Consider the following 20,206-nt stretch of genomic DNA (forward strand, 5'->3'; position numbering starts at 1 on the left):
TTCATGTTAGTAACATCGATGAGAGTATGTGATGGTGGACTTCATCGGCCGACGGCACGAGCTCGCGCTCCTGCGCCAGCACTTTGAACGCGTGCGGGCGGGCGGTGCCCGTCCGGGCCAATGTCTGATCATGCGCGGACGCCGACGGATCGGGAAGTCCCGACTGGTGGAGGAGTTCACACAGAGCGCCGACGCGCCAGTCCTCTTCTACACGGCGACCGGTGCCCGCGTCGATCAGGAGCTGGAGCAGTTCCGCAGGGATGTGGCGGCTTCAGGGCTGCCCGGACGCGACCTCGTCGCCAAGACGCCGCTCGACAGCTGGGACTCCGCCTTCCACCTGCTCAGCCAGATCCTGCCCGATGACAGAACCGCCATCGTGGTGATCGACGAGGTGCCCTATCTCTCTCAGGGCGATCCCGGGTTCGAGGGAGTCCTCCAGCGAGCCTGGGATCGCTATCTCGAACGCAAGCCGGTGCTGCTGATTCTCATCGGCTCCGACCTGTCGGTGATGGAGACGCTCACCACCTACAACCGCCCCTTCTACCAGCGCGGCAGGGAGATGAAGGTCGGCCCCCTCACCCCGGGGGAGGTCGGGCAGATGACCGGGCTCCCTGCGGCGGAGGCCTTCGACGCCTGGCTGGTGACCGGCGGCCTGCCGTTGATCTGCGCCGCGTGGGAGCCGGGGGAGCAGCTGTGGACGTTCATGGAACGCCAGCTGGCCGACCCCACCTCCTCGCTGCTCGTCTCGGCCGAAAGATCGCTGACCGCCGAGTTTCCCAAGCAGGCCATCGCCAAGGACGTGCTCGGAATCATCGGAACCGGAGAACGGACCTTCACCAACATCGCCCGCGCCGCAGGAGGACTGTCGGCCGCGACCACCACCCGCTCGCTCGAACTGCTCACGAACAAGCGAGTGGTGGTGGCCGAGCTTCCGCTAGGCACGAGCCCGTCCAAGGAGAAGCGCTACCGACTGGCCGACCCCTACCTGCGGTTCTGGACGCGCTTCCTGGAGCCCGCCTTCCCTCTGCTCGAACGCGGCAGATCGGACGTGGTGCTGCGGCGGGTACGCGAGGGCTGGACCGCCTGGCGGGGGCGCGCGGTGGAGCCGGTGATCCGCGAGTCCCTGGCCAGGCTGCTGCCCGACGACCGCTTCCCCGACGTCATGGAGGTCGGCTCCTACTGGACGCGCTCCAACGATGTGGAGATCGACCTGGTCGGGGCGGACAGGGCGCCGGTCGCGAAGCGTTTGTCCTTCATCGGGTCCATCAAGTGGCTGGAGTCCCGGCCCTTCGACAACCACGATCTGGCCGCGCTGGCACGGGTCCAGGGAGCTGAGGTCCTGCCGATGGTGGCGGTCTCGCGGTCGGGGGTGACGACGGCAGGGGGACTGGCTACCCACTACGGCCCCGACGACCTGATCGGGGCGTGGGAGTAGCCTCGTCGCTCCGCGTGGAGGGGGCTACTCCCCACCGGTGAGGCCCATGCCGTCAGGCGGATGGTCGGGTCAGGCCTCCTGGCGGTTCTTCTCCAGGTCGGGGTACGGCGAGGGCTCGGGGACGGCCGAGGTGAGCTGGCGAGGGCCTGGGGTGGTTTCGGCCTCCCTGGCGTCGGCCACCGCCTCCGCCGCGGCCTCCGAAGCCCTGGCGATCTCCTCCTCCGCCTCCGAGACGTCCGAAGCGGACGAGTCCGACGAAGCCGGAAGCGTCGCGGCGGAGGGCGGGAGGGCCTCGGTGAAGGCCTTGGAGACGCCCTGCAGCGCGGACGTGACCTCGCTCGGGATCACCCAGAACGTGTTCCCCTGACCCTGGGCGAGCTGGGGAAGCACCTGGAGGTACTGGTAGGCCAGCAGCTTCGGGTCGGGGTCGTTGCGGTGGACGGCCTGGAAGACCTGGTCGATCGCGCGGGACTGGCCCTCGGCCTCGAGGATCTTGGCGGTTCGCTGGCCCTCGGCGCGCAGGATGGCGCCCTGCTTGTCGCCCTCGGCGGTCAGGATCTGCGACTGGCGCTGTCCTTCGGCGCTCAGGATGGCGGCGCGCTTGTCCCGCTCCGCGCGCATCTGCTTCTCCATGGCGTCCTTGATCGTCTTGGGCGGGTCGATCGCCTTGATCTCGACGCGGTTGACGCGCAGCCCCCACTTGCCTGTCGCCTCGTCGAGGACGCCACGCAGCTGGCTGTTGATGGTGTCGCGGGAGGTGAGGGTCTTCTCGAGGTCCATGGAGCCGACGACGTTGCGCAGCGTGGTGACGGTGAGCTGCTCGACCGCCTGGATGTAGTTGGCGATCTCGTACGCCGCCGCGCGCGGGTCGGTCACCTGGAAGTACAGGACGGTGTCGATCTCGACGACCAGGTTGTCCTCGGTGATGACGGGCTGCGGGCGGAAGGAGACGACCTGCTCGCGCAGGTCGATCATGGGATAGACGCGGTCGATGTAGGGGATCACGAAGTTCAGGCCGGGTTTGAGCGTGCGGTGGTAGCGGCCCAGTCGCTCGACGTTGCGCGCGCGGGCCTGCGGCACGATGCGTACGGCACGCAACACGGTGAACACGGCGAACAGTGCGACTACGAGTCCCGCTATGAGTAGCGCCATTTGATCACTCCCGGGGGTAGACGAGGGCGGTGGCGCCCTCGATCTCGATGACGTCGACGGTCGCCCCTTCCGGGATCACCACGGTCTCGTCGTAGGCCCGTGCCGACCACTCCTCGCCGCCGATGCGGACGAGGCCCTGGCGGCCGGTGACCTCCTTGACGACGTACGCGGACTTGCCCACCAGCGCGTCGACGCCGAAGCGCTGGAGTTGGGGCTGCCGGATGTTGCGCATCGCGAGCGGCCGGATGACGACCAGTCCCGCGACCGAGGTGAGGGTGAACACCAGGAGCTGTATGGGTATCGGCAACCCGATGGCCGCCACCATCGCGGTGAGCAGCGCCGAGACTCCCAGCAGACCCAGTGCGGCGGTGAGGGAGAAGATTTCGGCCACGCCGAGGACGACGGCGAGGATTATCCAGATGACCCAATCATCCATACTCCGGCCCTCCTGTAAGGGAAACGGGCCCATGTCCTCAAGTGGTTCCGTCTCTACGGTAATCCTCTGATTACCCACTTTGCAGTGCCAGCGGCCACCGGGATTGGAATCGATTCACGGCAGGGCGTGTGGAGGGGGCTTGGTGGCGACCCAGGCGTCCGACGGCCTGGGGTCGTACAGGGCGCTGCCCTGGACCCACTTGTCCCATGGCAGCTGCCAGTAGCCCCAGCCGTTGTTCCACTCGAGCACGCGGTCGGTGCCGACGATCGTGACAGGGTCGCCGCGCAGCGAGTTGTCGTAGAACCAGGCGGCCTGGTCGGGCCTGGCGTTGACGCAGCCGTGGCTGACGTTGACCCTGCCCTGCGCCCAGACGTTGTTCTTGGCGTGGACGTACTCGCCGCTGTTGGAGATGCGGACCGCGTGGTCGATCAGCAGGTCGTAGAAGCCGGGGTCGCCCTTGCGCCTGCCTGGCGAGATCATCCTGACCGGGTCGCCCTTCTCCATGGTCAGGTGGATGCCGCTGGTGGTGGTGTACTCGCGGGTGGTGGCCATGCCCGCGCTGATCGCCATGGTCTGCACGATCGCGCCGTCGCGGCGCACGACCATCTGGTGGGTGACGGTGTCGACGGAGCTGGTCTGCCTGCGGCCGATCGTGAAGGTGAGCGCGTGGTCGGCGGTGCCGTACACGCCTGGGGCGGCTCTGACGCCTGACAGGTGGGCGGTGAAGGAGACGTTCTGCCGCGCCGGCCAGTAGTGCCTGGTGCGGTAGACGGCCTCGGTGTCGCTGGTCCAGCGCCACGCGCCCTCGACCGGCTTGGTGGAGCGCACCTCCATGGCGCGTTCGACGGCCGCCTTGTGGCGGATGGGGTTGTCGAAGGTGACGATGATCGGGGTGCCGACGCCGACGGTCTCGCCCGGCAGCGGCGAGACCGTCGCCACCTTGAAGGTGCGCTGGGCGGCGCGGGTGCGGAAGCGGCCCATCGCCAGGGTGGTGGGGCCGCCCTGCGGGCCCGCGGCCGTGGCCGTCACGGTGTGCTCGACGCCGGGCGGCAGCGTCCAGCTCGAACGCCAGACCGTGCCGGTGGAGTCGTATCTGCCGGGGATGGCGACGGCGCCGGCGTAGGCGTCGACCTTGCCGAGCTTGCCGCCGCTGGCCTTGACGACCAGGCCGCGGTCGGGCCTGGCCTGGTCGGTGTCGAAGGCGGGGGAGACGGCGATCGTCGGAGGAGCGGGCGGCACGGGCCCCTCGGCCCTCACCAGACTGCAGCCACCGATCAGTGGCAGACCGCCGAGCAGCACAAGGGCGCGCCGCATCTCACTCCTTCACTCCGGGGGAAGGCCCCAGAGTTTAGCGGGGAGTGAGTGATCAAGCACCCCGAGTGATGGTTCCGGACACTTCCCCCAAAGCGATGGCCCCGGCGGTGGCGCGGATCGTGACGACGTCGCCGTCCTCCAGGAACGTGCGGATCTCCCCGTTGCCGAGCTTGAGCGGTTCCGTGCCGTTCCATGTCAGCTCGATCAGCGAGCCCCGGGTGTCGGCGGCGTCACCGGAGATCGTGCCGCTGGCGAACAGGTCTCCTGTCCTGAGGGTCGCGCCGTTCACGGTCATGTGCGCGAGCATCTGGTCGGGGGTCCAGTACATGGTCGCGTACGGCGGCCGCGAGACGATCTCGCCGTTCAGCTCGACCTCCAGCGCGATGTCCAGCCCCCAGTCGGCCTCCCGCGACAGGTACGGCAGCGGCGCGGGATCCTGGGCGCGTCCCTTGATCCTCGGCAGCGCCTCCAGCGGCGTGATCCACGGCGAGATCGAGGTCGCGAAGGACTTGCCGAGGAAGGGCCCGAGCGGCACGTACTCCCACGCCTGGATGTCGCGCGCGCTCCAGTCGTTGACCAGCGTCACGCCGAAGACGCGGTCCTCGAAGGCGGCGCCGTCCGGCGAGCCGACCACGAAGCCCAGCTCCGCCTCGATGTCCAGCTTGGCGGTCGGGCCGAACCTGCCGGGGCCGAGCTGGCCGCTGGGCCTGGCGACGTCGGTGCCCGACACCACGACGGTGCCCGCGCGGCCGTGGTAGCCGACGGGCAGGTGACGCCAGTTCGGCTTCAGCGGCTCCTCGTCGGGACGGAACATCCTGCCCAGGTTCGAGGCGTGCTCGATCGAGCAGTAGAAGTCGACGTAGTCGGCCACCTCGAACGGCAGGTGCAGGGTGACCTGGTCGAGCGGCACCAGGTGGGCCTCGGTGACGGACTGGTCGGTGGAGAGCTTGTTCTGGATCAGCGTGCGCGTGTCGTGCCAGGCGGTGCGCCCTCTGGCCATGAAGGCGTTCAGCGAGCCGGTGGCGAACACCTCGTCGTGCAGCGCGGCGGCCAGGTCGAGGACGGCGTCGCCGTAGCGCACGCCCACCCGAGGCGCCTGTCCGCGCCTGGAGAAGACGCCGTAGGGCAGGTTGTCGAGTCCCCAGCTCATCAGGTGTCCAATCCAAGGGTTCGCAGGTCGTCGATGGGCGCGCTGGTGCTGCACGAGCCGTAGCTGACCAGGAGCTGCCTGGCCCGCTTGGCGGTCTGCTCGGGGACGGCGCGCGCCAGCCGTACGAGCTCGCCCACGTCGGTGGTGCCCAGCACGTGCGCGGGGTCGCGCTCCTCGACGGCCTCGCAGACGGCGAGCACGAGGTTGAGGAAGCCGTGGCGGTCGACGGCGAGTGAGGGGTCGAAGTGGCGCACGGCGTGGTGCAGCCCGGCGGTGGCCTTGAACCTGATGTCGTGGGCGACGCAGAAGCCGATGAACGCGGCCAGCTGCGTGACGCTCGGGAAGGCGTCGGGGGTGGCGCCGCCGCAGCGCACCTTCAGCCCGACCCCCTGCGGCATGTTCGGCACGAGCTTGGTGGGAGGCACCTCGATGAAGAGGGCGGCGTTGGGCGGCAGGTGGCCCTGCAGCCGCTCGGCCATCGCGTTCACCGACTGCTCGGGCGGCAGCCGTACCTCGACGAGGTCGACGGGCAGGTCGTCGAAGGGTGGGATCTCGGAGGTGTCGACGATGAGGCCGATCCTCCTGGGCTGCTGGGGCTCCCTGCGCAGGGCGTCGATCCTGCTGGACGGGCACAGGAAGCGGTGGGTCAGCACGGGGCTGCCCGCGTCGAGGTCGCGCTGGTGGCGCGCGAGCGCCTCCGACATGTGCAGGGAGGTCGGAGGGAACAGCCCCGCGTCGTCGACCAGGGAGGAGAACAAGGTCGTCCGCGGCCCCTGGGTGCCGCACTCGAAGGAGGTCATCGTGCCCAGGTCCATGCGTAGCCGGGGTCCTCGCAGGCCAGTGCGCCCTCGCCGAGGTCGAGCGGTCTGAAGGTGTCGACCATGACGGCCATCTCGCTGGTGTGCGTGGCGCCCGCGGCGATCACCGCCTCGACCGCTCCGGGCTGCGGGCCGTGGGTGAAGCCGGCGGGGTGCAGCGAGATCGAGCCGACGTCGATGCCGGAGCCCGCCCGTGCGGAGTAGTCGCCGCCCACGTAGAACATGAACTCGTCGGAGTCGACGTTGTGGTGGTTGTAGGGGATCGGCACGGCCTCGGGGTGGAAGTCGAGCGGGCGCGGCATGAACGAGCACACCACGAAGCCCGGACCTTCGAAGGTCTGGTGGACGGGCGGCGGCGCGTGCGTCTTCTTCACCACGGGCTCGAAGTCCTCGATGTTGAAGGCGTAGGGGTAGAGGTAGCCGTCCCAGCCGACCACGTCGAAGGGGTGGTTGCGGTAGGTCAGCCTGGTGAGCCCGCCGCGCGTGCGCACCAGGACGGGGACCTCCTCGCCCTCGGTGATCAGCGGCTCCTGCGGCGTCCTGAGGTCGCGCTCGCAGTACGGCGCGTGCTCGAGGAACTGCCCGTACTGCGACAGGTAGCGCCTGGGCGGCCTGATGTGCCCCGAAGCCTCGATGACCAGGGCGTTCACGGTGCCCGAGGGGACCCAGCGGTGGATCGTGCCGGTCGGGATCACGACGTAGTCGCCCTCACCTGCCTCGATGACCCCGTAGGTCGACTCGAAGCGGACGCTGCCGCGCTGGATGTAGACGCACTCGTCGCCCTTGGAGTTGCGGTAGAGCTCGCTGGGCCTGTCGGTGGTGGCGTACGACAATCGGACGTCGCCGTTGGCCGACAACAGGATGCGCCCGGCGACCAGGTCGCCTGCGCTGGTGAGGTCCTGTGTGCGGAAGTGGCGCGGTGACAGCGGCAGGTTGGGCGCGGTGTTCACCGAGACGACGGGGTCGACGGCCTCGGCCTTGACGATCGCGGTCGGCAGATAGCGGTGGTACAGCAGCGAGGAGTCGGAGGAGAAGCCCTCCTCTCCCATCAGCTCCTCGGCGTACAGGCCGCCGTCCGGGCGCTTGAACTGCACGTGGCGCTTGCGGGGGATCTCTCCCACCTGGCGGTAGTACGGCATCACTGCTCCGTCCGTTTATCGGACATAGGTGTCCTCTATGCGTAAATACGCTCCTTCATTCGGCGGAGGATGTCAACCGGCGGCTCACCCGAGAGCCTCGGTCAGCTCGCGGGCGGCCTCCACCACGCGCGGTCCGACCTCCTGGCCCAGTGGGCCGAAGGTCACCACGCCCACCGACGCCTCCAGCCAGGGCAGCCCGGCGACCGGCGCGGCCACACCGCGTGCGCCCTCCTGCAGCTGTCCCTCCGTCACGAGATACCCCGTGTCGCCCGACCGCAACGCGAGGATGGCCTGACCTGCCGCTCCCTTGGTGAGCGGGTGCCGAGCGCCCTCCCGATAGGCGACGTGCATGGTGGTCCACGACGGTTCGACCACGGCGACGGCGAGCCCGTCGTCGCCCTCGGCCACCGTGAGGTGCGCGGTCGCGCCCACCTGCTCGGCCAGCCGCCGCAGCGTGGGCAGCGCCGCCGCGCGCAGCAGCGGCTGTACCGCCTGGGCCAGCACCAGCACGCCGTACCCCAGATGGACCCGTCCTTCGCGGTCCCGTCTGACGAACCCCTCGTTCTGCAGTGAGGTGAGCAGGCGGTAGACCACGGGGCGGCTCAGCGACAGCTGGGCCGCGAGCTCGGTGGGCGTGCGTCCGCCGTGACCGTCGGCGAGCAGCCTGAGCAGGTGGAGCCCGCGTTCGAGCGTCTGGGCGGATTCAGCCATGTCCTGATTATGTCCGTGTGCGTCTGGTGTGACGCTGAGCTGCGAAAGGGGTAGGTACCCCTGCATGCAGTGGAAGTGGCTGGCGCTCGTCGCTCTGTCCGCGCTGTGCGCGGTCATGCCACTGGTGCCCTCGATGGGGGTGAGGCCCGCGTCCATGATCCGCGACACCCCCGTGATGCACGAGGCGCAGAGCCCGAAGCTGCTGGTCGAGAACACCTTCCACGTCACGCAGGGGATCGGGGTCGACGAACGGCTGCTGCCCGTCGACGACAACGTCCACTTCGCACGCGCGGTGCTGGCGCCGGGGGTGAGCGTCGACGAGGCCGGCATCATGTACGGCACGCCGAAGCGGCCGGGCACCTACTCCACCACCATCACGGTCTGCAAGGACAAGATCTGCGCCGACGAGCGCATCACACTGGTCGTGCACAGGAAGGTGATCTGGTCTCCCGTTCAGCTGACCTTCCCCGCCAGGCTCGGCGTGCTTCTCGACAGCTCGATCGGGATCGAGGGCGCTCCCGAGGGCGTGCTGGCGACCTACACCGTCACCGACGCGGGCAAGCTGCCGCCCGGCGTCGCGATCGGTCCCGACGGGCACGTGGGCGGCGTCCCGACGAGGGCGGGCCGCTACGACGCCCCCGTGCGGATCTGCGTGGCGGGCGACTGCTCGGGCGTCGTGGTCCGCTTCATCGTCGCCTAGCGCTACTTGTCACGCCGGTAACAAGACTGAAAGCGGAATGTGCAGGCGTTTGGCAAGAATCGCACGCCTATCTGCCGTAATTTGCTAGGTCCCTGTTGGCGGACCGGGGAGTTTCGGCATGGACGTTCTGATCGGCCGGATCGCGCGGTGGGCGCGCGAGATCCCGGACGCGCCCGCCTACACCTTCGCCGACTACCTGGGTGACGGGCGCAAGCACACCCTGACCTGGAAGCAGATCGACCGCAGGGCGCGGGCGCTGGCCGTACGGCTGCGCGAGGTGTGCGAGCCGGGCGACAGGGCCGCGATCCTCGCCCCGCAGAGCCTGGAGTACGTGGTCGCGATGCTCGGCGCGATGTACGCGCGGGTCGTGGCGGTGCCGCTGTTCTCCCCAGGCCTGCCTGGCCACGCCGAGCGTCTGGCCCTCGCCTACGCCGACGCCGACCCCGTGGCCGTGCTGACGAGCGGCCCCGCCACGGGCGACCTGCCGCCCGCCAAGGCCGTCATCCCCGTCGACACCGTCTCCGACCTGCTCGCCGAGGAGTGGGAGGACGAGCCGATCGCGCCTGGCGACCTCGCCTACCTGCAGTACACCTCGGGCTCGACCAGGACGCCCGCGGGCGTGGAGATCTCGCACGGCAACTTCGGGGCCAACGCCGCCCAGCTCTGGGAGGCTTTCGACGCCAGGCCGCGCACCTCGGTGGCCGCGCTCTGGCTGCCGCTCTTCCACGACATGGGCCTGATCGCGACCATCGCCTGCCCGATCGTCGGCGGCAACCAGGCGGTGTTCATGGACCCCGTGGCCTTCGTCATGCAGCCGATGCGGTGGATGCGCCTGCTGTCGGAGTACGACGACGTCTACACCGGAGGACCCAACTTCGCCTTCGACTACACCGCCGCGCGGGCGGGCCGGCCGGAAGGGCTCGACCTGTCGGGAGTGCGGGCCATGCTCAACGGGGCCGAGCCGGTGCGCCCCTCGACCGTCTCGCGCTTCACCTCCGTCTTCCAGCCGTACGGCCTGCGCCCCGAAGCGCACACCCCCGGGTACGGGCTGGCCGAGGCCACGGTCTTCGTCGCCGCCGGCGCCATCGACGAGCCGCCCCGCGTGACGGACTTCGACAGGGACGCGCTGGCCGAGGGGCGGGTCGTGCCGTACAGGGGGGAGGGGGTCGCCAGCGCGCAGGTCTCCTGCGGGCGGCCGACCGGTCAGCGGGTGCGGATCGACGCCGAGGACGGCCACGTCGGCGAGATCCTCGTGCAGGGCCCGAACGTGGCGCGAGCCTACTGGCGCGACCCCGAGAAGAGCGCCGAGGTCTTCGAGGACGGCTGGCTGCGCACGGGGGACCTCGGGATGATCCACGAGGGCGAGCTGTACATCACGGGGCGGATCAAGGACCTGGTCATCGTGGACGGCCGCAACCACTACCCGCAGGACATCGAGGCGACCGCCCACGAGGCCTCGGAAGGGGTGCGCAGGGGCCACGTCGCGGCGTTCGCGGTGGCGGGCGAGGAGACCGAGCGGCTGGTCGTGGTGGCCGAGCGCTCGCGCGCGGCCATGGACGCCCAGACGGTGATCGGCGCGGTCCGCTCGGCGATCTCGAGGAACCACGATCTGGCCGCCGAGGTGGTGCTGGTCCAGGCGGGGGCCGTGCCGCGCACCTCCAGCGGCAAGATCGCCAGACGGGCCTGCAGGCAGGCCTATCTGGAGGGCGCGTTTGTTTGAGTCGCTCGGCAGGTTCGTCTACCGGGGCCGCTGGACGCTCCTCGTGCTGAGCGTGGCCGCCGCGGTGCTCGTCGCGCCCTACGGCCTCGAGCTGTTCGGGCGGATGACGGACGGCGGGTTCGAGGACCCGTCCGCGGAGTCGACGACGTCGGCCACCTGGAACGAGGAGTGGTACAGCGGGGCCTCGCCCGACGTGGTCGTGCTCTACACCCACCCGACGGTGAGCGTGCGCGACAAGCGCTACAAGAAGGCCGTCCACGACTCGCTGCGCCGGCTGCCCGCCTCCCACGTGCGGCAGCTGACGACGTACTGGACCGCGCGCTCGGCGAAGATGATCTCGCACGACTCGAGGTCCACCTACGCGCTGATCACGCTGAAGGGCGACAAGCAGGCCGCCTACGCCGCCGTCGAGCAGCGGCTGAGGACCGTCGAAGGGCTCACCGTCCAGATCGGCGGCGCCGTCCCGCTCCTTCGGGACCTGAACACGCAGACGGGTGCGGACCTGGCGAGGGCCGAGGCGATCTCGATGCCCGTCCTGCTGGTGCTGCTCGTCCTGGTCTTCGGCAGCCTGGTCGCGGCCGGCCTGCCGCTGCTGGTCGGGCTGCTCGCGGTGCTCGGGGCGCTGGTGCTGCTGCGGCTGCTGACCGAGGTCACGGATGTGTCGGTGTTCTCGCTGAACGTCGTGACCATGCTGGGGCTCGGCCTGGCGATCGACTACTCGCTGTTCGTGCTGAGCGCCTTCCGCGAAGAGATCAGACGGGGCACGTCGCGCGAGCGGGCGGTGGTGGCGACCATGGCCACCGCGGGCCGGACCGTGGCGTTCTCGGGGCTGACCGTGGCCACGGCGCTGCTGGGGCTGCTGCTGTTCCCGCAGATGTTCCTGCGCTCCATCGGGCTCGGCGCCGCGGCCGTCGTCCTGGTCGCGATGTTCTCGGCGCTGATCGTGCTGCCCGCCGTCCTCGGGATCCTGGGGCCGAGGGTGGACGCGCTCAGGATCACGCCCTCCTTCGGCGGCCCGCGAGGGGGCGGGGCCTGGCATGCCGTCGCCTCCAGCGTGATGCGCACGCCCGTGCTGTATCTCGTGGGGGTCACCGCGGTGCTGGTCTCGCTGGCGCTGCCGTTCGTCGACGTGAAGTTCGGCAACGTCGACCACAGGGTGCTGCCCTCCAGGATCGAGAGCCGTCAGGTCGCCGAGACCATCGACACCGACTTCGCCAGGAACTCGATGGCGCCGATCGACGTCCACGTGCTGGTCGAGCGCGACTTCGTGGACGCCGACCCGCTGCTGCCCGGCCCGCTCGGCCAGGGCCACACCGTGGTCAGCCCCGTGACGCCCGTGCTGCCCGCCGACGTCAAGCCCTTCGCCGACCGCCTGCGCCGCCTGGAGGGGGTCACCGGCGTGGACGTCACCGGCTTCTCCCAGGCCAACGGCTCGGTACGGCTGGCCGTGCGGTACGAGGGCGACCCGATGTCGTCCTCGGCCCGCTCCGTGGTGACCCTCATCAGGTCGATGACGCCTGAGCCGAACATCCGCGCCGTGGTGGTCGGCGGCTCCACCGCCGCGCAGATGGACCTGATGGACAGCTTGGCCGCGACGTTGCCGTGGATGGCGCTGGTGGTGTGCGGGGCCACCTTCGTGCTGCTCTTCGCCGCGTTCGGCTCGCTGCTGCTGCCGTTGAAGGCGCTGCTGATGAACGTGCTGTCGATCGGGGCCTCGTTCGGCGTGATCGTGTGGGCCTTCCAGTACGGCAACCTCGCCTCCTTCCTGGGGTTCACGCCCACGGGGACCATCGAGGCGACGGTCACGGTGCTGATCCTCGCGGTGGTCTTCGGGCTCTCCATGGACTACGAGCTGTTCCTGCTGTCGCGGGTGCGGGCCGAGTGGCTGAGAACGGGGGACAACAACGCGGCGGTGGCGGTCGGGCTGCAGAAGACCGGCGGGATCATCACCAGCGCCGCCCTGCTGCTGCTCGTCGTCATCGGGGCCTTCTCGACGGCGGGCATCACCATCGTGAAGCTGCTCGGGGTGGGGATGTTCGTCGCCATCGTGGTGGACGCCACGCTGGTGCGCGCGTTGCTGGTGCCGGCGACGATGCGGCTGATGGGGGAGGCCAACTGGTGGTTACCCGGGCCGCTGCGCGGCCTGCACCGGCGCATCGAGCTCCGCGAGCCCGAGGGTGAGCCGCCCGCACAGGCCGTGGCGTCGCCCGCCGTACCCAGGGTGGAGCCGCCCTCGCCCGCCGTGGCGTTGCCCGCCGTACCTCGGGTGGAGGCGCCTTCGCCCGCCGTGGCGTCGCCCGCCGTGCCTCGGGTGGAGGCGCCGCCGGGCGCGGCCGGCGGGCCCCGGGTGGACCCGCCGCGGCGGGTCGTCAGGCCCAACCTCGAAGGGCCTGGCTGGCAGTGGGCCGAGGACGACGCCCGGCCCTCACCTTCGCTGTCCGCCCCCGAGCCGGTCGCGACTCCGCTGTTCGGCATGGACACCGACCCCATCCCCTCGCCGATGCCGCTGCCCCCGATGCCGCCTCCCGTCGTCCCCGTCGTCCCCGTCGTCAGCGGGCCGGTCGGCACGGCCGCCGTGGTGCGCAAGCGGGGCATCAACCCCTACCCGGCCGCCGTCCAGGAGCCCGCGCCGCGGGAGGCGGCGTCCGGCGGGGAGGTCACGCACGAGGAGGAGAGCCCGAGCACGCCGGAGTGCGACGGCGAGCCGTTCGGGTGGGTGAAGGTGCGGCCCAGGACCCGGGTGGTCAGGGCGAGCACCGACGGCGCCGGCTGGACCTGGGCGGAGGTGGACTGATGGCCCAGAGCGTGCTCCAGCCCGCGAGCGGCGCCAGAGTGTGGCCGCTCTTCCTGGTCGTCGGCCTGGCGGGGTTCGTGACCACGCTCGACAACACGGTCGTGACCGTCGCGCTGCCGACCATCAGGGATGATCTGGGCGCGAGCCTGGCGGCGCTGGAATGGGTGGCGACGGGCTACATCATGACCTTCGCCGGTCTCATGCTCGCGGGCGGCAGGCTGGCCGACGTGTACGGGCGCAGGAAGGCGCTCGTCACAGGGTTGGCGACGTTCACGGCGGCGTCGCTGGCGGCGGGGCTGGCCACGACGATCCAGCTGCTCGTGGCGGCCAGGCTGGTCCAGGGGGTGGGCGCGGCGCTGATCCTTCCCGCGACGCTGGCCGTCCTCGCGGGAAAGGACGGCAGGCAGCGTTCGGCGGGGGTGGCGGTGTGGATGGCGTCGGGCGCCGCCGCGCTGGCCCTGGGCCCCGTCGTGGGCGGCTACCTGAGCCAGCACGCGCACTGGAGCTGGGTGTTCCTGATCAACGTGCCCGCCGGGCTGGCGGTGATCGCGCTGGCCCTGGCGGTGGTGCGGGAGAGCTGGGAGCCTTCGGCCGCGCGGGTGGACCTGCCCGGCGTGGTGACCTCCGCGGTGGTCCTGGCGGCGGGGACGTTCACGCTGATCCACGGCGCGGAGTACGGCTGGACCTCCCCGCTGATCGTCGCGACGGCGGCGGCCTGCGCGCTGGGCGCGGTGGCCTTCGTCATGGTGGAGCGGCGGGCGGCCGAACCGATGGTGGATCTGGCGCTGTTCGGCGCCAGGGCGTTCACGGGCGGGGTCGTGGCCCAGGTGCTCTGGGGGCTGGGGGTGAACGGGGTCTTCTTCTACACCGCGATCTTCCTGCAGGGCGTGCTCGGCTTCTCGCCTACGGCGTCCGGACTGGCGTTCGTGCCGCTGGCGCTGCTGGTCGTGGCCGTGACGCCGCTCGTCCCCTTCGTGGAGCGGCGGCTCGGGGCGGCGAGGACGGTGGCGGCGGGCCTGGTCATGGTGGCGGCGGGGATGGCCGCCGTCGCCTTCCTCGGGCCCGGCGACGGGTGGGGCGAGCTGCTTCCCGCGGTGTGCGCGATCGGCGTGGGCTCGGCGTTGACGATGCCGTTGGGCTCGGCCGTGCTGGGCGCCGTACCCGAGGGCAGGGCGGGCGTGGCGGGCGGCGTGTTCACGGTCGGCAGGGAGATCTCGGGCCTGTTCGGCATCGCCGCGATCGGCGTGATCGTGCAGGCGGCCGAGACGTTCGCGGGGGGCTACTCGGCAGGGCTGCTGGTGGCGGCGGTGCTGGTCCTGGCCGGAGCGCTGGTGAGCGTGGTGTCGCTGTCGTGAAGGTGGCCATCCTGGCGTTCGGGTCGAGGGGCGACACCCAGCCGTGCGTCGCGCTGGGCGAGGGGCTGAGGGAGCGAGGTCACGAGGTCACGGTCGTGGCCGCCGAGCGGTACGCCCCGCTCATGGGCGGGCTCACGATGGCGGCGCTGAGCGTGGACCCTGTGCGGATCATGGAGTCGGAGGAGGGGCAGGCGTGGCTGCGCAGCGGCCCTGTCGGCTTCGTCAGGGGCTTCGTGCGGATCGTCGAGCCGCTCGCGGAGAGGCTGGTCGCCGAGGTGGACGCGGCGGCCCGCGACGCCGACCTGGTCCTCGCGCCCGCGCTGGGCGGCATGGGCGGCCACCTGTCCGACCGGTACGGCATGCCGCACCGGATACTCCACTTCCAGCCCAGCCACCCCACCCGCGAGTTCCCCAACCCCCTCGTCCGGCTGAGAACGCTCGGGAGCTGGGGCAACAGGGCCAGCTACGCGCTGATCGAGAGGCTGAGCTGGCTGGTCCTCGGGCGGATGGTCAACCGCCTGAGGGCGACCGTGCTGGGCCTGGGCCCGCGGCGGGCCCGCCGTGACGACACACCCGTGCTGTGCGGCGTGAGCCCGCTGGTCGTGCCGCGTCCTCGCGACTGGCCCGGCCACGTCCACCTGACCGGCTACTGGCGGCGGCCGCCGCGCCCGCTGCCGGGCGAGCTCCTGGCCTTCGTCGAGGAGGGGCCGCCGCCCGTCTACGTCGGCTTCGGCAGCATGAGCGCGCCCGCGTGGCTGGGCGAGCGCGTGGTCGAGGCGCTGGAGCTGGCCGGCGTGCGGGCGGTGGTCCAGGGGCTGCCCGTGGAGCCGTCCTCGACGCTCTTCCTCCTCGGGGAGGCCGACCACGCGGCGCTCTTCCCGCTCACCGCCGCCGTCGTCCACCACGGCGGGGCGGGCACCACCGCGACGGGGCTGACGGCCGGCGTGCCCAACCTCGTCTGCCCGTTCTTCTCCGACCAGCACTTCTGGGGCGCTCGCGTGGCGGCGCTGGGAGCAGGACCTGACCCGCTGCCCGTCAGGCGGCTGACGTCGGCAGAGCTGGCGGCTAGGCTCGCGAGGGCCGTGCCGAACCGGCGGCTGTCGGCCCTGCTGCGGCAGGAAGACGGCGTACGGCAAGCGGTGGATCTCTTAGAAGTGTCCGGATAGTGTGCTACTTGCCCACCTTTGATCCCCCCGCGAAGTAGGCGACATGCGTTTCCGTAAGATCTTCGTCATCGGTCTGGCGCTCTCCCTGCTGGGAATCGGGGTGCCTGCCTGGTCGGACAACGATCCCAGGAGCTGCAACGACCTGATGTCCAGCGACACGCCCGCCTACGTCGTCTGCCGCTGGATGGCGACGCCTGACGAGGCCGCGGACATCGCCAGGTTCTGGCTCGACAACGACGGCGAGAACATGAGGAACGCGGGGCCGCCGGACAGCCCGTGGATCGACTGCACCGAGGAGGGCAACACCTGCCCCGAGGTGCCCGGCGACGGCGGGTCGAGCGACGGGGGCGACCCCAGCCCGGCTCCCGAGGAGAGCGGCCCGCCCGAGTGCGAGGGCGGCGGCAAGGACTGCTACGTCGATCCCTCGGAGGTCTCGGCGGCCGAGGTGAAGAGCGCGGCTGAGACCGCCGAGGGGCAGGCGGTCAAGACGGCGACGGCGGCGGGGCTGCGGGTCTGGATCGACACCGACCTGGCCGACGACTGGAAGGCGGGCAAGCTCGCCGAGGCCGTCAAGCGGGTGGGCGCGCTGGCGATGCAGGACGGCGTGGTGGGCCTCAGGTTCACCTCGCAGCTCGGCTACAACCAGACCCTCTCCTCGGCCGAGGAGATCGACACGTTCATGGCCGAGACCACCAAGGCGCTGCGTGCCGCGCTCCCCGGCAGGAAGCTGGCCGTGCACACGGTCGTGCCGGTGCTCGGCTGCGGGGCCGACGAGGCGTGCAAGACCGAGCTGGCCAAGAAGTACCCGCTGCTCGACCCCGAGCGCGTGGGCGCCTGGCTGTCCAAGGGCCTGGTGGACCAGCTCTCGCTCGACGACGGCCACCTGGCCACCGAGTACGCCACCTGGAAGATCGACGCCGTCACCGCCCAGCGCAACCAGTGGATCCAGGTGCGGGCCCGCGCGTGGGACGCCTACGGCACCATCGGCGCGGAGGACGCGGTCTTCACCGCCCCCGGCTCCTCGCAGCTGACCGCCGAGCAGGCGCTCAAGACGATCACGGAGCGGGTGGCGGCGCCGCTGCAGTCCGACGCGGCCGAGACGGTCACGCTGTGGACGCGCTGGCAGGACCCGAAGGGCACGGTCAACAGGGTCCTCGGCGAGAAGCTCGCGGGCAACGCCACCTGGGAGCAGCTGACCAGGCTGAGCGAGGTCAAGCCCCGCCTGGCCACGATCTACAACCCGGCCACGCCCGAGGTGGACGTGGCGACGGACCTGAAGAAGTACGCGGAGGCCTTCGGCCAGGTGTACCTGACCGTAGTGTGACACCAAACTTGGAGTAGACTCCATGAAGTGAGTCTGCGCGAACGCAAGAAGGCCGAGACCAAGCGCCACATCTCCGAGGTGGCGCTTGGTCTTTTCGTCGAGAGGGGCTTCGACCAGGTCACCATCGCCGAGGTGGCCCAGGCGGCCGACGTGGCGGCCAACACCGTCTACAACTACTTCAAGGTCAAGGAGGACCTCGTCCTCCCGCCCGTCTCGCGTGACAGGCTCGCCGCCATCGTGCGCGGGCGCGGGCCAGGGCAGTCGGCCGCCGACGCCGTCCTGGCCACGCTGCGCGACGAACTGCGCAGGCGCGACAGGAACCTCGGCCTCGCCGAAGGGTTCGGCCGCTTCCTCGAGATGATGCGCGCGGCCCCGACCCTGAGCGCGAGGCTGGTCACCCTGGCCGAGCAGATGGTCGACGACCTCGCCGCCGTCCTGGCGGAGGAGGCGGGGGCCGGGCCCGGCGATCCGATGCCCGCGCTCGTCGCCGAGCAACTCGGCTGGGTTCACGCGCACGTCCTTCGCGAGATCGGCAGACGCACGGCCGAGGGGCAGGACCCCTCCGCCATCGCCATCGCGACGCTGGAACGGCTCGACGTCATCGAGAGCCTGCTCGGCGAGCGCGTACGCACCTATGGGAGCAGAGCGTGAACACCTACCGAGTGATCATCCGCGGCCAGTTCGACGGCCTGAGCGACGAGCAGCGCGAGAGGCTGCTGGCCGGGGTCGACAACTGCAGGATCGCCTTCAGCGAGGAGGGCTCGCTGGCCTACGACCGGGCGCTGACGTGGTTCACCTTCCGCTTCCAGACCGTCGCCGAGGACGACACCGCCGCCCAGATCGCGGCGCTCGACGCCCTGGGCTACCCGTTCACCAAGCAGACCATCGGCGTCACCGACCTGACCGAGGTCAGTAGCCGCGCCCTGCGGCGCCGTGGCTGAGCAGGTCGAAGGCGATGTCGGCGGCCTCGACCGCCTCGGGGTAGACCTCGTCGGCGCTGCGTCCCGCCGAGATGGCGGCGACGTTGTCCCTGGCCAGCACCTGGCGCACGGCGATCACCTGCGCGGCGACCAGACCGGGGGCGGGGCCGCCCAGCGCCCGCGCGAGCGCTTCGGCGTCGGCGGTGCCGTACTCGACCAGGCGGGCGGCCAGGCTGGGTGTGTCGAACACCAGCCGCTGGAAGGCCAGCACCTCGGGCACGTCGCACAGGCCGGTGACAGGGTCGCGCTCGTCCAGGCCCCGTAGGAAGTGCCTGCGCAGGGCGCGCAGCGGGCTCTCGTCCTCGGCCCTGCCCTCGACGACGCGCGCGGGCTCGCCCTGGTGGTCGGCGAAGCGGTGCAGGACCAGATCCTCCTTGGCGGGGAAGTAGCGGAACAGCGTGGGCTTCGACACCTCCGCCGCCGCCGCGATGTCGGCGACCGCCACCCGGTCGAACCCCTCGGCGAGGAACATCTCTATCGCCGTGTCGGACAGGAGCCGCCGGGTTCGTTCCTTCTTGCGGTCGCGCAGGTTCATGGCTCCAGTGTCCAGCCTTTCACCCCCAGCGGGAGCGGGGCGGGCTGGACGGCGTCGGGCGGGGTGATCGGCGGCAGCGGCGTGTCGTACTCCCACTCGCGCTGGTCCCTCATCGTGGCCACGTCGGGCTCGCCGCCGCCCTTCAGCCCGAGGGCGCGCAGGGCCATGGGGAAGGAGTTCTTGAACTCCCTGTTCCAGTACGGCCAGGTGTGGGTGCCGTTGCCGTACATGTTCATGGTGTGCTTGATGCCGAGCGCGTCGAGCCGCCTGCTCAGGGCCTTGGCGGTGTAGGCGGAGATCGGCTCGCCCAGGTGCGCGGGGTGCCAGGGCGAGCCGGGCGGGTCGAGAGGGCCCGCGAAGCTGTTGGTGCCGCTCGACAGGAAGATGGCGGTGCCCTTGAGGTTCGGGGCCAGCACCAGGGGGTCGTTCGCGGCCCAGATCTTCTTGTCCCTGGACGGGTCGCCCCACAGCGCGTTGGGGTCGTGGCCCTCGCTGAGCTGCGCGTTCTGGATGATCTGCGGAATACCAGGCAGCTCGGTGGCCATGATGCCGCTGAACGCGCCGACGAAGGAGAACATGCCGGGGTTCTGGGCGGCGTACTTCACCGCTCCGTAGGCGCCCATCGACAGTCCCGCGATCGCCCTGCGGGTGCCCGCCCTGTAGCCGATCTCCAGCAGCTGCCGTACCTCCTGGGTGTGGAACGTGGCCCAGGCCGGCGTGCCGCCCCTGCCGCCGTTGTACCAGTCGGAGTAGTTGCCCGCCCTGCCCGCCTCCGGCATCACGATGATCGCGTCGACGTTCTCGGTGAAGCTCACGACGTCGGTCATCCGGGTCCACGCGGTGTAGTTGTCGGCGCCGCCGTGCAGCAGGTAGAGCACGGGCCAGGTGCGCTTGGCCGACTTGGACCAGCCTCTGGGCAGCAGCAGGCGCACCGGCATCATCTGGCCGACCGAGGGCGAGGAGATCAGGATGTCGAGCATGCGGGGGCCGAGCCTGCGCTCCCTGACCACCCTCGCCGAGCCCTTCAGCGCCCGCTGCCAGGGGGCGTAGCGTCCGTCGCCGCTGTCCTGCGGCCTGGGCTGCCCGTCCTGCCGCGGGGGCTGTGGCTGCTGTCGCGGCGGGCGCGGCTGCTCCTCCGCGGGCTGCCGCGGCTTCGGCCGCGTGTCGTCCTGCGCCTCCTGCGGAGGCACGTCACCGGGGTCGGCAGGCGGTTGCTCCTGAGGGGCGGGGGCCACCTGCGAAGGCTCCGCCGTGCTCTCGCCCTCGGGAACCAGCGACCAGCCAGGATCGGCGAGGACGGGCGGGGCACTCGCGCCTACGAGCAGCACCGTCGCCAGCACCGTCGCCAGCGCCGCGGCCGGCAAGCTCCGGGATCGCATGATGCCCTCCACCGTCTTCAGCGTGCAGGCGAGGCTAGGCCCTGGTGGAGGGCGGGGGCTATCACTCCGGGCAACGAAAAGAGGCCGGCGGTTGCGCT

Annotated in this window: 18 protein-coding genes; 9 read left to right on the plus strand and 9 right to left on the minus strand. The window is 70.9% G+C overall.

Annotated elements, in window-relative coordinates; genetic code table 11:
* The first annotated feature begins 31 nt into the window (after positions 1 to 31).
* Positions 32 to 1,435 (plus strand): ATP-binding protein, encoded by a 1,404-nt coding sequence (locus tag FHR33_RS29990; protein ID WP_183660374.1) that lies wholly within the window; start codon positions 32 to 34, stop codon positions 1,433 to 1,435.
* Positions 1,436 to 1,504: 69 nt separating this feature from the next.
* On the opposite strand, the gene FHR33_RS29995 is transcribed toward FHR33_RS29990, so the two are convergent.
* From FHR33_RS29995 to FHR33_RS30025, 7 genes are all read right to left on the minus strand, one after another.
* Positions 1,505 to 2,587 carry an SPFH domain-containing protein gene (locus FHR33_RS29995; RefSeq protein ID WP_183654707.1) on the minus strand — a complete coding sequence of 361 codons (1,083 nt, stop codon included), beginning with the start codon at positions 2,585 to 2,587 and terminating at the stop codon, positions 1,505 to 1,507.
* 4 nt (positions 2,588 to 2,591) lie between these two features.
* A complete protein-coding gene (locus FHR33_RS30000; protein ID WP_183654710.1) occupies positions 2,592 to 3,023 on the minus strand; it encodes an NfeD family protein in 432 nt (143 codons plus the stop codon).
* Positions 3,024 to 3,137: 114 nt separating this feature from the next.
* Positions 3,138 to 4,337 (minus strand): L,D-transpeptidase, encoded by a 1,200-nt coding sequence (locus FHR33_RS30005; RefSeq protein WP_183654713.1) that lies wholly within the window; start codon positions 4,335 to 4,337, stop codon positions 3,138 to 3,140.
* A 52-nt stretch (positions 4,338 to 4,389) separates the two neighbouring features.
* Positions 4,390 to 5,487, minus strand: a complete 1,098-nt coding sequence (gene fahA / locus FHR33_RS30010) for a fumarylacetoacetase (RefSeq protein WP_183654715.1) — start codon at positions 5,485 to 5,487, stop codon at positions 4,390 to 4,392.
* Positions 5,487 to 6,302, minus strand: coding sequence for a hypothetical protein (locus FHR33_RS30015; RefSeq protein WP_246452190.1), 816 nt, complete (start codon positions 6,300 to 6,302; stop codon positions 5,487 to 5,489). Before FHR33_RS30015 ends, fahA begins: the two co-directional genes overlap by 1 nt.
* Positions 6,284 to 7,444 (minus strand): homogentisate 1,2-dioxygenase, encoded by a 1,161-nt coding sequence (locus tag FHR33_RS30020; RefSeq protein WP_183654718.1) that lies wholly within the window; start codon positions 7,442 to 7,444, stop codon positions 6,284 to 6,286. Before FHR33_RS30020 ends, FHR33_RS30015 begins: the two co-directional genes overlap by 19 nt.
* Before the next feature lie 84 nt (positions 7,445 to 7,528).
* A complete protein-coding gene (locus tag FHR33_RS30025; RefSeq protein WP_183654719.1) occupies positions 7,529 to 8,155 on the minus strand; it encodes an IclR family transcriptional regulator in 627 nt (208 codons plus the stop codon).
* Positions 8,156 to 8,219: 64 nt separating this feature from the next.
* Here FHR33_RS30025 and FHR33_RS30030 point away from each other — a divergent pair, with 64 nt between their 5' ends.
* The 8 genes from FHR33_RS30030 to FHR33_RS30065 all read left to right on the plus strand — a co-directional run bounded on the left by FHR33_RS30030 (position 8,220) and on the right by FHR33_RS30065 (position 18,155).
* Entirely contained in the window at positions 8,220 to 8,855 is a 636-nt protein-coding gene (locus FHR33_RS30030; RefSeq protein WP_183654721.1) for a hypothetical protein, read from the plus strand.
* Between the two features lie 118 nt (positions 8,856 to 8,973).
* Positions 8,974 to 10,575 carry a fatty acyl-AMP ligase gene (locus FHR33_RS30035; protein WP_183654723.1) on the plus strand — a complete coding sequence of 534 codons (1,602 nt, stop codon included), beginning with the start codon at positions 8,974 to 8,976 and terminating at the stop codon, positions 10,573 to 10,575.
* The gene (locus FHR33_RS30040; RefSeq protein ID WP_183654725.1) at positions 10,568 to 13,369 is read left to right on the plus strand and encodes an MMPL family transporter; all 2,802 of its coding nucleotides are present in this window, start codon (positions 10,568 to 10,570) and stop codon (positions 13,367 to 13,369) included. The genes FHR33_RS30035 and FHR33_RS30040 overlap by 8 nt, the downstream gene beginning before the upstream one ends.
* Positions 13,369 to 14,724, plus strand: a complete 1,356-nt coding sequence (locus tag FHR33_RS30045; protein WP_183654727.1) for a DHA2 family efflux MFS transporter permease subunit — start codon at positions 13,369 to 13,371, stop codon at positions 14,722 to 14,724. Before FHR33_RS30040 ends, FHR33_RS30045 begins: the two co-directional genes overlap by 1 nt.
* Positions 14,721 to 15,890 (plus strand): glycosyltransferase, encoded by a 1,170-nt coding sequence (locus tag FHR33_RS30050; protein ID WP_183654728.1) that lies wholly within the window; start codon positions 14,721 to 14,723, stop codon positions 15,888 to 15,890. Before FHR33_RS30045 ends, FHR33_RS30050 begins: the two co-directional genes overlap by 4 nt.
* 43 nt (positions 15,891 to 15,933) lie before the next feature.
* Entirely contained in the window at positions 15,934 to 17,214 is a 1,281-nt protein-coding gene (locus FHR33_RS30055; protein WP_183654730.1) for a hypothetical protein, read from the plus strand.
* A gap of 27 nt (positions 17,215 to 17,241) precedes the next feature.
* On the plus strand, positions 17,242 to 17,865 hold the full coding sequence (locus tag FHR33_RS30060; protein WP_183654732.1) for a TetR/AcrR family transcriptional regulator: 624 nt from the start codon (positions 17,242 to 17,244) through the stop codon (positions 17,863 to 17,865).
* Positions 17,862 to 18,155 carry a DUF6204 family protein gene (locus FHR33_RS30065; protein WP_183654735.1) on the plus strand — a complete coding sequence of 98 codons (294 nt, stop codon included), beginning with the start codon at positions 17,862 to 17,864 and terminating at the stop codon, positions 18,153 to 18,155. Before FHR33_RS30060 ends, FHR33_RS30065 begins: the two co-directional genes overlap by 4 nt.
* Here the strand turns inward: FHR33_RS30065 and FHR33_RS30070 are convergent.
* The gene (locus FHR33_RS30070; protein ID WP_183654737.1) at positions 18,124 to 18,729 is read right to left on the minus strand and encodes a TetR family transcriptional regulator; all 606 of its coding nucleotides are present in this window, start codon (positions 18,727 to 18,729) and stop codon (positions 18,124 to 18,126) included. The two genes, FHR33_RS30065 and FHR33_RS30070, sit on opposite strands and share 32 nt — an antisense overlap.
* The gene (locus FHR33_RS30075; RefSeq protein WP_246452197.1) at positions 18,726 to 20,108 is read right to left on the minus strand and encodes an alpha/beta hydrolase; all 1,383 of its coding nucleotides are present in this window, start codon (positions 20,106 to 20,108) and stop codon (positions 18,726 to 18,728) included. The genes FHR33_RS30070 and FHR33_RS30075 overlap by 4 nt, the downstream gene beginning before the upstream one ends.
* Between the last annotated feature and the right edge of the window lie 98 nt (positions 20,109 to 20,206).

This window comes from Nonomuraea dietziae, assembly GCF_014195505.1.
Classification (GTDB): domain Bacteria; phylum Actinomycetota; class Actinomycetes; order Streptosporangiales; family Streptosporangiaceae; genus Nonomuraea; species Nonomuraea roseola.